This is a genomic window from Streptomyces sp. NPDC045998 (assembly GCF_056430285.1).
Window position 1 is genome coordinate 64,286 of sequence record NZ_JBWKLJ010000003.1, and the last position, 12,838, is coordinate 77,123.

8 protein-coding genes are annotated in these 12,838 nt (G+C 73.8%); 2 read left to right on the forward strand and 6 right to left on the reverse strand.

Annotated elements, in window-relative coordinates; genetic code table 11:
* Nucleotides 1–20 precede the first annotated feature (20 nt).
* The 4 genes from AC07FJ_RS09310 to AC07FJ_RS09325 form a co-directional block, all read right to left on the reverse strand.
* Nucleotides 21–1,958, reverse strand: coding sequence for an acyl-CoA dehydrogenase family protein (locus AC07FJ_RS09310; protein WP_479047042.1), 1,938 nt, complete (start codon nucleotides 1,956–1,958; stop codon nucleotides 21–23).
* Between the two features lie 159 nt (nucleotides 1,959–2,117).
* Nucleotides 2,118–3,560 (reverse strand): aldehyde dehydrogenase family protein, encoded by a 1,443-nt coding sequence (locus AC07FJ_RS09315; RefSeq protein WP_479047043.1) that lies wholly within the window; start codon nucleotides 3,558–3,560, stop codon nucleotides 2,118–2,120.
* Between the two features lie 136 nt (nucleotides 3,561–3,696).
* A complete protein-coding gene (locus AC07FJ_RS09320; protein WP_479047045.1) occupies nucleotides 3,697–4,674 on the reverse strand; it encodes an EamA family transporter in 978 nt (325 codons plus the stop codon).
* A gap of 10 nt (nucleotides 4,675–4,684) precedes the next feature.
* The gene (locus AC07FJ_RS09325) at nucleotides 4,685–5,665 is read right to left on the reverse strand and encodes a LysR family transcriptional regulator (RefSeq protein ID WP_479047048.1); all 981 of its coding nucleotides are present in this window, start codon (nucleotides 5,663–5,665) and stop codon (nucleotides 4,685–4,687) included.
* A gap of 140 nt (nucleotides 5,666–5,805) precedes the next feature.
* Between AC07FJ_RS09325 and AC07FJ_RS09330 the strand changes: the two genes are divergently transcribed.
* A complete protein-coding gene (locus AC07FJ_RS09330) occupies nucleotides 5,806–7,272 on the forward strand; it encodes an MFS transporter (protein ID WP_479047050.1) in 1,467 nt (488 codons plus the stop codon).
* Between the two features lie 18 nt (nucleotides 7,273–7,290).
* Here AC07FJ_RS09330 and AC07FJ_RS09335 read toward each other — a convergent pair whose 3' ends face one another.
* Nucleotides 7,291–8,853, reverse strand: a complete 1,563-nt coding sequence (locus tag AC07FJ_RS09335; RefSeq protein ID WP_479047051.1) for a PucR family transcriptional regulator — start codon at nucleotides 8,851–8,853, stop codon at nucleotides 7,291–7,293.
* Between the two features lie 88 nt (nucleotides 8,854–8,941).
* Nucleotides 8,942–11,251: an ATP/GTP-binding protein gene (locus AC07FJ_RS09340; RefSeq protein ID WP_479047053.1), complete on the reverse strand. Its 2,310-nt coding sequence runs from the start codon at nucleotides 11,249–11,251 to the stop codon at nucleotides 8,942–8,944.
* Between the two features lie 221 nt (nucleotides 11,252–11,472).
* Here AC07FJ_RS09340 and gabT point away from each other — a divergent pair, with 221 nt between their 5' ends.
* Nucleotides 11,473–12,807 (forward strand): 4-aminobutyrate--2-oxoglutarate transaminase, encoded by a 1,335-nt coding sequence (gene gabT / locus AC07FJ_RS09345; RefSeq protein WP_361427981.1) that lies wholly within the window; start codon nucleotides 11,473–11,475, stop codon nucleotides 12,805–12,807.
* The last annotated feature ends 31 nt before the right edge of the window (nucleotides 12,808–12,838 follow it).

Here is a 12,838-nt window from a genome sequence, read left to right on the forward strand (position 1 = left end):
CGGGGGCCGAAAACGGCGGGTCAGCGGATCGGGCGGTGGACGTTCTCCCTGGTCGAGGGGCCGGGGGTCGCGTCGGCGATCCAGGGGCCGTCGCCACTGGGGTCGAGGACCCCCTCCTCCAGCCAGGTGTACGTGCCCGAGAGCACGCCCTGGACGACCTTGCGGTCCAGGTCGTCGGTGTTGTGCCAGAGCCGGCCGAAGAGCTCCTCGACGCGGATGCGGGACTGGCGGCAGAACGCGTCCGCGAGCTGGTACGCCTCGCGGCCGTGCTCGTCGGCGGAGCGCAGCAGCTCGGCCCGGACGCACGCGGCGCTCATGGCGAAGAGCTCGGCGCCGATGTCGACGATCCGGGCGAGGAAGCCCTGCTTGGTCTCCATGCGGCCCTGCCAGCGGGACATGGCGTAGAAGGTGGAGCGGGCCAGCTTGCGGGAGGTGCGTTCGACGTAGCGGAGGTGGGCGGCGAGGTCCGGGTGGCCGGCGGGGTGGAACTCGGCGTACGAGCGCGGCAGCTGGCCGGGGCCGGCGACGAGCTTGGGCAGCCAGCGGGCGTAGAAGGCGCCCGCCTGGACGCCCGCCTTCGCCTTGTCGCCGAGCGTCTTGTCGGGGTCGATGATGTCGCCGGCGACCGCGAGGTGGGCGTCGACCGCCTCGCGGGCGATCAGCAGGTGCATGATCTCGGTCGAGCCCTCGAAGATGCGGTTGATGCGCAGGTCGCGCAGGAGCTGTTCGGCCGGGACGGGCCGCTCGCCGCGGGCAGCGAGGGAGTCGGCGGTCTCGAAGCCGCGGCCGCCGCGGATCTGGACCAGTTCGTCGGCCATGAGCCAGGCCATCTCGGAGCCGTACAGCTTGGCGAGGGCCGCCTCGATGCGGATGTCGTTGCGGTCCTCGTCCGCCATCTGGCTGGAGAGGTCGACGACGGCTTCGAGGGCGAAGGTGGTGGCGGCGATGAAAGAGATCTTCGAGCCGACCGCCTCGTGGAGGGCGACGGGCTTGCCCCACTGCTCGCGTACGCCGGACCACTCGCGGGCGATCTTCAGGCACCACTTGCCGGCGCCCACGCACATCGCGGGCAGCGAGAGGCGCCCGGTGTTGAGGGTGGTCAGCGCGATCTTCAGACCGGCGCCCTCGGGCCCGATGCGGTTTGCGGCGGGGACGCGCACCTGGTGGAAGCGGGTGACGCCGTTCTCCAGGCCGCGCAGGCCCATGAAGGCGTTGCGGTTCTCGACGGTGATGCCGGGTGACTGGGCCTCGACGACGAAGGCGGTGATGCCGCCCTTGTGGCCCTCGGACTTCGGTACGCGGGCCATGACGACGAGCAGGTCGGCGACGACGCCGTTGGTGGTCCACAGCTTCACGCCGTCGAGGACGTACTCGTCGCCGTCGGGGACGGCGGTGGTGGCGAGGCGCGCCGGGTCGGAGCCGACGTCGGGCTCGGTGAGGAGGAACGCGGAGATGTCGGTGCGGGCGAGCCTCGGGAGGAAGGTCTCCTTCTGCTCGGTGGTGCCGAAGATCTTCAGCGGCTGCGGTACGCCGATCGACTGGTGCGCGGAGAGCAGGGCGCCGACGGCCGGGCTGACGGAACCCACCAGGGCGAGGGCCTTGTTGTAGTACACCTGGGTGAGTCCGAGGCCGCCGTACTTGGGGTCGATCTTCATGCCGAGGGCGCCGAGCTCCTTGAGCCCGTCGATCACGGCGTCGGGGATGCGGGCCTCGCGCTCGATCAGCGCGCCGTCGATCTTCGTCTCGCAGAAGTCCCGCAGTTTGGCGAGGAACTGCTCCCCCCGCTGGACGTCCTCGTCGGGCGGGAGCGGGTGCGGGTGGATGAGGTCGAGCCGGAAACGGCCGAGGAACAGCTCCTTGGCGAAGCTGGGCTTGCGCCAGTCCTGTTCGCGGGCGGCCTCGGCGACCTGGCGGGCTTCGCGCTCGGAGACCTTGGGCTTGTGGTGGGGGCCGGACATGGTGGGCTCACCTCGCCGCAGTCGGGGGCGGCCGGCCGGTGCTCGGGCCGACCGGTTACTCGACCGTACCTACCCGATTCCGGCCCAGACGAAAAGGCGGCCGGAGCCCCCGCACAGTGGGCTCCGGCCGCCGGTCTGGGCCGTACGAGTGACGGGCTGTTACAGGGCCAGGCCCGTGAGGACCAGCACCCGCTCGTACGTGTAGTCGTCCATCGCGTACCGCACACCCTCGCGGCCGACGCCCGACTGCTTGACGCCGCCGTACGGCATCTGGTCGGCGCGGTAGGACGGAACGTCGCCGACGACCACGCCGCCGACCTCCAGGGCGCGGTGGGCGCGGAAGGCGGTCTGCAGGTCGTGCGTGAAGACGCCGGTCTGGAGGCCGAACTTGGAGTTGTTGACCTCGGCGAAGGCGGCGGCCTGGCCGTCGACCTTGTGCAGGGTCAGGACCGGGCCGAAGACCTCCTCGCAGGCGAGGGTGGTGTCGGCGGGCAGGTCCGCCAGGACGGTCGGGGCGTAGGTCGCGCCCTCGCGCTTGCCGCCGGTGAGCAGCGTGGCGCCGCCCTTGACGGCCTCGTCGACCCAGGACTCGACGCGCTTGGCGGCGTCCTCGCTGACCAGCGGGCCGACGTCGGTGGTGTCGTCGGACGGGTCACCGGTGCCCTGCGCCTCGACGGCGGCGACGACCTTCGGGACGAGCCGGTCGTAGACCGACGCGTCGGCGATCACGCGCTGCACGGAGATGCAGGACTGGCCGCCCTGGTAGTTCGAGAAGGTGGCGATGCGGGTCGCCGCCCAGTCGAGGTCCTCCTCGGAGGCCCAGTCGGCGAGGACGACGGCCGCGGCGTTGCCGCCGAGCTCCAGGGTGCAGTGCTTGTGCGGCACCGACTCCTGGATGGCGTAGCCGACCTTGTCGGAGCCGGTGAAGGAGATCACCGGCAGGCGCTCGTCCTTGACCAGGGCGGGCATGGCCTCGTTCAGGACGGGCAGGACCGACCAGGAGCCGGCCGGCAGGTCCGTCTCGGCGAGCAGCTCGCCCAGGATCAGGCCGGAGAGCGGGGTGGCCGGGGCGGGCTTGAGGATGATGGGGGCGCCGACGGCGATGGCCGGGGCGACCTTGTGGGCGCACAGGTTCAGCGGGAAGTTGAACGGCGCGATGCCGAGGACGACGCCCTTGGGGAAGCGGCGGGTCAGGGCCAGGCGGCCGACGCCACCGCCGTCGGTGTCGAGGCGCTGGGCCTCGCCGCCGTTGAAGCGGCGGGCCTCCTCGGCGGCGAAGCGGAACACGGACACCGCGCGGCCGACCTCGCCGCGGGCCCACTTGATCGGCTTGCCGTTCTCGGCGGAGATCAGCTGGGCGATCTCCTCGGTGCGCTCGGCCAGGCGCTTGGACACGTGGTCCAGGGCGGCGGCGCGGACGTGGGCGGGGGTCGCGGCGAACTCGTCGACGACCGCGTGCGCGGCGGCCACGGCCTCTTCGACCTGGGCCTCGGTGGGAACGCTGACCTGGCCGACGAGGCGGCCGTCCCACGGGGAGGTGACGTCGAAGGTGGTCTCGCCGGTGGCCTGGCGGCCGGCGAGCCAGAAGGCGGTGGCAGTCATGTGCGATCCCGGCCCTTTCGAAGCTGTGCGGAAGATGGGGGGTTCTGCGTTCTGTTCACACGGTAGGGCCGGGCGGCCGGGCCGTGGTTTGTCCGGGATGGAGTGGTGCGGGGAGCCGGTTTCGCCGTTCCGTACGTTACGACCGGCGCGCGGGGCTTCCCGGGCGGCGCTCCGTGCTCACGATGAGGCACACGCCCGCCACGACGATCGCGCCACCGAGGGCGATGGGCCAGGTCACGGCCTCGCCCAGGACCAGCGCGCCGAGGGCGACGGCCACGACGGGGTTGACGTACGCGTACGTCGCGACGAGCGACAGCGGGGCGGTGTGCAGGAGCCAGGCGTACGCGGTGAACGCGAGCAGCGACCCGAAGAGGACGAGGTAGGCGAAGGCGGTCCAGGACCGGGCCGAGACGGCGGCCGGATCGAGGCCGTGGTGCTCGCCGCGGACGAGCCCGAGCGCGAGGCAGCCGAGGCCGCCGACGACCATCTCGTACGCGCTGGTGGTGAAGGGGTTCTTCGGCATCCGCAGGCGGGAGGAGGAGAAGGAGCCGACGGACCACAGGAGGGCGGCCGCGATCACCGTGAGCACGCCCCCGATGCGAACGTCGCCGCTGAGGCCCGGGAGCGTGAGGATCGCGAGCCCGGCGAGGCCGAGCAGCACGCCGGCGTACGCGCCGGGGCCCGGGCGCTCGCCGGCCGCGGTGCGCAGCAGGACGACCCAGGCGGGCACGACGGCGACGAGCAGCGCGGCGAGGCCGGACGGCACGGAGGTCTCGGCGAGGACGACGAGGCCGTTGCCGCCGAGGAGCAGCAGCAGTCCGACGACGGCGGTGGAGGCGAGCTGCGCGCGGGTCACCTTGAGCACGCCGGGGCCGTGCCGCCACGCGAGGAGCGCGGCGAGCAGCACGCCGGCGACGACGAACCGGGCGCCGGCGGAGAGGAACGGGGGCATGGTCTCGACGACGACCCGGATGCCGAGGTAGGTCGAGCCCCACACGACGTACACGATCGCGAGCGCGGCCCAGACGGCGCCGCCGATGCGGCGGCCGCCGGGCGGAGGGGTCGGGGGTGTGGTGGTGCCTGCGGCGGCCGGATCGACGGCGGGGCTTGTCATGCACTGGAGATTATGGATTCCCGGGGCCCGCCATCAAGAAATCTGCCCGATTCCGGGCAGGATGAGGACGGTTGGCTGGATTCCCGCCCCCCGCGGGCTGGTACGCGGTCGTCGCCAGCTCCCGGGCGGTGCGGACGAACTCCCGCACCGCGCCGGTCGCGTGCGCGGCACGCCACACCAGGCCGTAGCCGAGGGGGGCGGCCCCCGCGAGCGGTACGTAGGCGACGCCGGGCCAGGCGTGGTACGTGGCGAGGTGCGCGGCGGCGAGCAGGCCGCCCCGGCCACCGGCGACCATCGTCAGGGCCTCCTGGAGGTTGGTCACGGCGGGGCCCCGGCCGATCGGGCGGCCGCCGGGCGTGCGCGCCGGGCTGTGGAGCTCCCGGCGGTAGGGCGGGAGGTCGCCGTCGACGGTGAGCAGCGGCAGGCCGGCCAGGTCCTCGTACGCCACCGACGCGCGCGCCGCCAGCGGGTGGCCCGAGGGGACCGCCAGCACCCGGGCGTCCGACAGCAGGGCGGGGCTCGCGGCCAGGTCGTCCTCGCGCACCGGCAGTTCGATCAGCTGGACGTCGAACTCGCCGCCGCGCAGCTTGCCGTACGGGTCGGCGAGCGGCACCTCGCAGACCTCGACGGCCAGCCGGGGGTGGCGGGCGCGCAGGGTCTCCACCGTGCGCATCACCAGCTCCCCCGTGAGCGGCGTGGAGAACCCGGCGTACAGCACGCCCGTCACGCCGCGCGCCTCGGCGGTGGCGCGGGCCATGGCCTCCCCGATGGCCCGGTGGTGGGGCGCGACGTCGTCGCGCAGGCGCCGGCCCAGGTCGGTGAGGGCGACGCGGCGGCTGGTGCGGACGAAGAGCGGCGCGCCGACGCGGCGCTCCAACCGCTGGACGAGCTGGCTGACCCGGGCCCGGGACAGCCGCATCCGGTCCGCCGTACGGCCGAAGTGCAGCTCCTCGGCCAGGAGCAGGAAGCACTCCAGTTCGTCGCGTTCCACGGTCGGTCCCCCCGCGTGAGCCTTGCGCCTCGATCGGTAAGCGTGACTGAACGAACGTCGCGCTCTTCGCCGTTGTTCCCCCGGACCGGCCCGCCGAGGGTGGTGGGGACACCGACTCCCCACTCTCCCAAGGGACTTCCATGAGCACGCAGACGACAGAGACGAGAACGCGGACGGGTACGTCGGGGCTGCGGCCACGCGAACGGGGCATGCTCTTCGTCCTGTGCGGCGCGATCTTCCTCGAAGGCATCGACGTGGCCATGCTGAACGTGGCGCTGCCCGCCATCCGTGCCGATCTGGGCCTGTCCACCGGCGCGCTGCAGTGGGTCATGAGCGCGTACGTCCTCGGCTACGGCGGCTTCATGCTGCTCGGCGGGCGCGCCGCCGACCTCTTCGGCCGCCGCCGGATGTTCGTCTTCTGGCTGACCGTCTTCCTCCTCTTCTCCGGGCTGGGCGGCTTCGCCACCGAGGGCTGGACGCTGATCACCGCGCGGTTCGTCACCGGCGTGGCCGCCGCGTTCATGACCCCGGCGGGCCTCTCGGTCATCACCACGCACTTCGAGGAGGGGCCGCGCCGCACCAAGGCGCTGCTCGTCTACTCCGGTACGGCGGCCGGCGGCTTCTCCATCGGGCTGGTGGCCGGCGGTCTGCTCGCGGCGGCCGACTGGCGGTGGGTGTTCTTCGCGCCCGTCGCGCTGAGCGCCGTGATCCTGCTGGGCGCGCTCGTCTTCGTACCGACGTCACCGCGCCCGGACCGGGCGGGGCGGGGCATGGACCTGGCGGGCGCGGTCAGCGTCACCGCCGCGATCGTGCTGCTGGTGCTGGGCGTCGAGCGGGCCGCGCACGGCGGACTCGGGATGACCCTGGCGACCGTGGGCGGGGGCCTCGTGTGCCTGGCGGTCTTCGTGGCGGTGGAGCGCCGCTCCCCGGCGCCGCTGGTGCGGCTGGGGATCCTGCGGTCCGGGGCGCTGGTGCGGGCGAACCTCGCCGGGCTGCTCTTCGCCGCCGGTTTCTTCGGCTTCCAGTTCCTGGTGGTGCTCTACCTCCAGGAGCTGCGGGGCTGGTCCACGCTGCAGACGAGCTTCGCGATGATCGTCATCGGGGTCGACGCGATCCTGTCGCCCACGCTCACGCCGAGGCTGGTGAACCGCTTCGGCAACGGCCGGGTGATCTTCGGCGGGCTGCTGCTGGCCGCCCTGTCGTACGCCCTGTTCCTGCCGGTCGGCGCGGACTGGACGTACCTCGCGATGTTCCCGAGCCTGATCGTCCTCGGGCTCGCGTTCTCGCTCGCGTACGGGCCGCTGACCATCGTCGCCACCGAGGGGGTCGACGAGGAGGAGCAGGGGCTGGCCGGGGGGCTGCTGTACACGTCGTTCCAGTTCGGCGCGGCCCTCGGGCTGTCCGCCGCGGCCGCGGTCAACGCCGCCGCGACCGGGGACGCGGGTACGCCCGAGGCCCTGCTCGACGGCTACCGGGCGGCCCTGTGGGTGCCGCTCGCCACGGCGCTGGCGGCGGTGGCCGTCGGCGCGTTCGGGCTGCGGGCGCGGGGCGGTACGCAGGGGGCCGGGGGGCCGGCGGACGTCTCGGAGCCCGCCGCGGCGCGCTGAAACGAATCAGCGGAAGCGTCAGCGGGGCGCCGGGGCCTCGCCCGTGGCCTTGAGGGCGAGCCACAGCTCCATGCGCGCGTCCGGGTCGTCCAGGGAGCGGCCCAGGATCTCCTCGACGCGGCGCATGCGGTAGCGCAGCGTGTGGCGGTGGACGCCGAGGTCCGCCGCCGCCGCGTCCCACTGGCCGTGGCGGGAGAGCCAGGCGCGCAGCGAGGCGACCAGGTCGCCGCGGCCGGTCGCGTCGTGTTCGTGCAGCGCGCGGAGCAGGCCGTCGGCGAAGGCGCGCACGGCGTCGTCGGCCAGCAGCGGGAGCACCGAGCCGGCGGCCAGCTCCTCGTGCTCGACGAGCGCGCGGCCGCGGCGGCGGGCCACCGAAAGGGCCTGCTCCGCCTGCTTGTACGCGGAGGCGGCGGCCGTCGGGCCCGTCGGGGCGGACAGGCCGATCACCAGCCCGGCCTCCTCCGCCTCCTTCTCGGCATACGCGTCGCACGCGGCGGCCACCGCTCCCCCGTCGGCCGCGAGCACCACCAGCCGTTCCTCGCCCTCGGGCACCGTCAGCACCGTCTCGCCGGTGCGGGCGGCCGCCGTCTCCAGGGTCTCGGCGAGGGCGGTGAGGGCGGGCTCCGCGCCCGGGTCGCGGTCGCCGGCCGGTTCGGCGATCAGCAGCCGGAACGGGGCGTCCAGGATCCCGCCGTACAGGTCGCCCGCGACCGCCCGGGCGTGGTCGGGCTGGCCCGCGAGCATCATCCGCAGCACGGCCGCGCCGAGCCGCTGCTCGGCGGCCTGGAGGGAGCGGGACCGTTCGGTGGTGAGGGTGAGCAGGGCGATGGCGGAGTGGACGGCGTACCGCTCCGCCGTGCCGAGCGGGGCGCCCGTGCCGACGGCCAGCGCGCCGCGTACGCGCCGCCCCGTGCCGAGCGACTGGAGCTCGACCCGGTCGTCGGTGCCGCCGACGACCGCGCTCGCCGGGGCCGACCGCTCCCGCAGCCGCTCGACGTCGGCGGTCAGCCGGGCCGCGCGCCGGGCGGCCCAGTCCGGCGCCGCCGCGAGGACCTGGCCGGAGGCGTCGTACAGCGCGGCCCAGCCGTCGACGTGCGAGGCGAGCCGTGCCACGACCGCCGCGGGGCCCTCCGCGAGCGCCGCCCGCGTCATCTCGCGCTGTGCCTCGAAGCCGGCCGTCACGGCCCGGTACTGGTCGGCCGCGAGCGCCGCCGAGACCGCCTTGGAGATGGCGAGGAACGGCGTGCGGCGCGGCACCTCCAGCAGGGGCAGGTCGGCCTCGCGCGCCGCTTCCAGCAGCGCGTCGGGGATCTGGTCGTAGTTGACGCCGACCGCGAAGCCGAGGCCGACCACGCCCGCGTCGGCCAGCCGCTTCACGTAGCGGCCCATGGCCTCGCGGTTCCCGGCGTCCAGCTTCATCGCGGTGACCAGGAGCAGCTCGCCGCCCTCCATGTACGGGACGGGGTCGGCGAGCTCGCTGACGTGCGCCCAGCGGACGGGTGTGTCGAGGCGGTCCTCCCCGGCGCGGACGGTGAGCTTCAGCGCCGAGTGCTGGACGAGCGAGGCGAGCGTGAGCGGCATGGCGGAACCGTCGGACTTTCGAGGAGGGATTTTCGCCGTCCCGTATGAACGGCTCCCTTCAATTCTGCCAGCACGTATGACAACCGTCTTACGTGCGCAGATCGACCAGAAGCGGAGGGGTGTGTTCCCCTCGGACGCCTGTCAGGGACAGTACGGCATGCCCCGGCGGCACCGCGTGGGCGAGGTCCGAGGCGGACCAGCGCTGCCGCTCCACCTCCCGCACCGTGACCGCCTCGGCCGTCGCGGCCTTGCCGGTCACCAGGCGGCGCAGGAAGTGCAGCGCCTTGGTGAGCGGCTCCTCCGCGATGATCTGCCGGTTGGTCACGTCCCGGGTCTGCACCCACTCCGTGCCCCAGGTCTCCGCGAACCGGCCCCCGTCCCACGCCGCGAGCCCCGCGAACGCCATCCGGCACCCCACCGCGCCCAGCAGCGGCCCGCGCAGCGCCTCCGGTACGTCCTCCAGGGTGCGCAGCGCCAGGACGACACCGGCGTGGGCCGAGCGCAGCCGCTGGATGGCGCGTACGGAGTCGGCGGTGACGGTGTACGTGGCGTCGTCCAGCACCAGGCAGGCGAAGAGGGACCGGTCGCCGCGCGCGAGGGCCGCCTCGGTGAACTGCGCGAGCAGCAGCCGCGCCACGATCCGGGAGGCTTCGGCGTGCCCGCGCTCGGGCAGGTCGACGCGGACGCGCAGCGGGTGCTCGATGGCGCGCAGCGAGAAGACCGGGGTGGCGCTCCCGCGACCGCCGCCGCCCTCGCCGCCCTCGCCCCCTTCGCCGCCCCCGCGGAAGAACCGGGCGAACGCGGGCCGGTCCAGGAACGCGATCCGCTCCGCGAGCAGCACCGCGACGTCGTCGCCCCGCTCCGCCTGGCGCGCCCGGGCGTCGAGCTCCCGCAGCTGCGCCGGGTCGCCCGCGACGGCCGCGCGCAGCGCGGCCAGCGCCTCGGGCGCCCCGCCGAGCAGCTCGCGCAGCTCCGGCACCGCCGGGAAGTGGCCGTACGCGGCGCGGTACGGCCCGATGAGCTGGGCCAGCGCCGTCGCCGCCCGGCGGCTGTCCGGCACGAGGTCGCCGACGAGCGCCTCGGCGAGCATGCGGGCGGCCTCGTCGGGGTCGTCGGCGCCGCCGTACAGGTCCAGGTCGTGCGTGGAGTCCGGGCGCCCGACGCGTACGACGACGTCGAAGGCGGCGTCCGGCGCCAGGGCGGCGCCCTGGGCGGTCACCGCGACGACGGCGGCGCGGTTGGCGAGGGCCTGGAGGCACAGGGACTCCACCACCGGCCGGATCACCCGGACGGTCTTGCCGGACCCGGCGGGCCCGACCGCGACCAGCGAGGTGCCGAGCACCCCGGGCTCCAGCGCGACGCCGGTGGTCCGCCGCGCGTAGGGGTTGCGCGGGTGGTCGGCGGCGGTGCCGATCCGCACCTGCCCGGTCGCCAGGTCGTGCACGGCGGTCCGGACGGGCAGGTCCCGCACGCCCGAGGGGTGCGCGCAGGCGGCGGCGCCCTGCGCCCGTACGGCGTCGGCGAAGGCCGCGAGCCGCTCCGGGTGCGTCCGTACGCCCTGCCAGGCGCGCCGGATGCGGGCGTAGTCCACGTCGCCGAGGGCGCCGGAGCGGGTGGCCTCGGCGAGCCGCGCGGCGGCCTCGGCGAGCCCGGCGGCCCGCAGCTCGGGCCAGTCGGCGGGGTCGGCCTGCGGCTCGGCCTGCGCAGGCGTCGGTCCGGTCCGCCGACGCCCGAACACGGGCCAGGTACCGATCCTCCCGAGCACTGCGACGACAGCGACCGTCAGGCCCACGTAGTAGAGATTCGACGTCCACTCCAGCCACCAGACCGTGCGCGGCATCTCACGCCACACACTCGGCAAGAGGATGAACAGCGGCCACAGCGGTACGCCATACCGGTGCCAGATCTCACTCCAGGCGCCGACGCGTCCCATGCCGACCGCGAGCAGGCTCAGACAGAAGGCGTAGTAGGTGTAGGAGGCAAATACCTGCGCCACGTTCCCTCGCCAGGAGACCGGCGTGAAAACGTCCAAGGGCCAGACCCAGTAGGAGCCCAAGTATCCGTTCCACAGCAGCGACCACAGGAGCCAGCCGCTGAGCAGGGCGATGAGTGCGCCGGCGAAGAGGCGGCGGGCCGGTACGGCCTCGGGCTCCTCCTGGGGCCGGGGGCGGTGGCCGAACCGCCACACCCCGGGCTCGGCGTCCGGCCGTGGGGTGCGCAGCCAGGCGACGACGCCGCCGGTACCCCCGCCGGTGGGCGCGGCGGGCGGGTGCGCGGGCCGCGGCGGGTGCGCAGGCGGCGGTACGGCGGGGGCGCCGGCGGTGCCGCCGCCGGACGCCCCTTGCGTCCCCTGTGCCCCCTGCGTTCCGTACGTGCCGTACGTACCGTCGGTGTCCATGAACCCCTGCCCCCTGACCAGCCGGGTCGCGCGCGTCTGTGCACCTGTCAATCTAGTGGGCGGACCCCTCCGGGGACGCGGATCGGCGGTCCTATGTCCGCAGCGGACAACGACACGTCCTTCATCACTCCCTATCGGCGCATGCCCCCACCCCTTCCCCCCGCCTAGCCTGCGGAAGAAAGAGCAATAGCGTCCGAAAGACCCCTTCCCAGGAGCCCCGCATGACCGAAATCCCGCAGGAGCGCCGCGTCGTCACCGCCATTCCCGGCCCGAAGTCGCAGGAGCTTCAGGCCCGCCGTCTGTCCGCGGTCGCGGGCGGCGTGGGCTCCGTACTGCCGGTGTTCACCGCCCGCGCGGGTGGCGGCGTCATCGAGGACGTCGACGGCAACAGCCTGATCGACTTCGGTTCCGGCATCGCCGTGACGTCCGTCGGCGCGTCCGCCGAGGCGGTCGTGCGGCGGGCGAGCGCCCAGCTGGAGCAGTTCACGCACACCTGCTTCATGGTCACGCCGTACGAGGGCTACGTCGAGGTCTGCGAGGCGCTCGCCGAGCTGACCCCGGGCGACCACGCCAAGAAGTCCGCGCTGTTCAACAGCGGTGCCGAGGCCGTCGAGAACGCGGTCAAGATCGCCCGTTCGTACACCAAGCGCCAGGCCGTCGTCGTCTTCGACCACGGCTACCACGGCCGTACGAACCTGACGATGGCGCTCACCGCCAAGAACATGCCGTACAAGCACGGCTTCGGTCCGTTCGCCCCCGAGGTCTACCGTGTGCCGGTGGCGTACGGCTACCGCTGGCCGACCGGCCCGGAGAACTGCGGCCCCGAGGCCGCCGCGCAGGCGATCGACCAGATCACCAAGCAGATCGGCGCCGAGAACGTCGCCGCGATCATCATCGAGCCGGTGCTCGGTGAGGGCGGCTTCATCGAGCCGGCCAAGGGCTTCCTCCCGGCGATCGTGAAGTTCGCCAACGACAACGGCATCGTCTTCGTCGCGGACGAGATCCAGTCCGGCTTCTGCCGCACCGGCCAGTGGTTCGCGTGTGAGGACGAGGGCATCGTCCCGGACCTGATCACGACCGCCAAGGGCATCGCGGGCGGTCTGCCGCTCGCCGCCGTCACCGGCCGCGCCGAGATCATGGACTCCGTGCACGGCGGCGGCCTCGGCGGCACCTACGGCGGCAACCCGGTGGCCTGCGCCGGTGCGCTCGGTTCCATCGAGACGATGAAGGAGCTCGACCTCAACGGCAAGGCGAAGCGCATCGAGGAGGTCATGAAGGGCCGCCTCTCCGCCATGCAGGAGAAGTACGAGATCATCGGTGACATCCGTGGCCGCGGCGCCATGATCGCCATCGAGCTGGTCAAGGACCCGGCGACCAAGGAGCCGAACCCGGAGGCCGCCGGCGCGCTGGCGAAGGCCTGCCACGCCGAGGGCGTGCTGGTCCTGACCTGCGGCACCTACGGCAACGTGCTGCGCTTCCTGCCGCCGCTGGTCATCGGCGAGGACCTGCTGAACGAGGGCCTGGACGTCATCGAGGCCGCGTTCGCGCGCATCTGACGCACGGGCTCTTCACACGCGGTCCGACGCA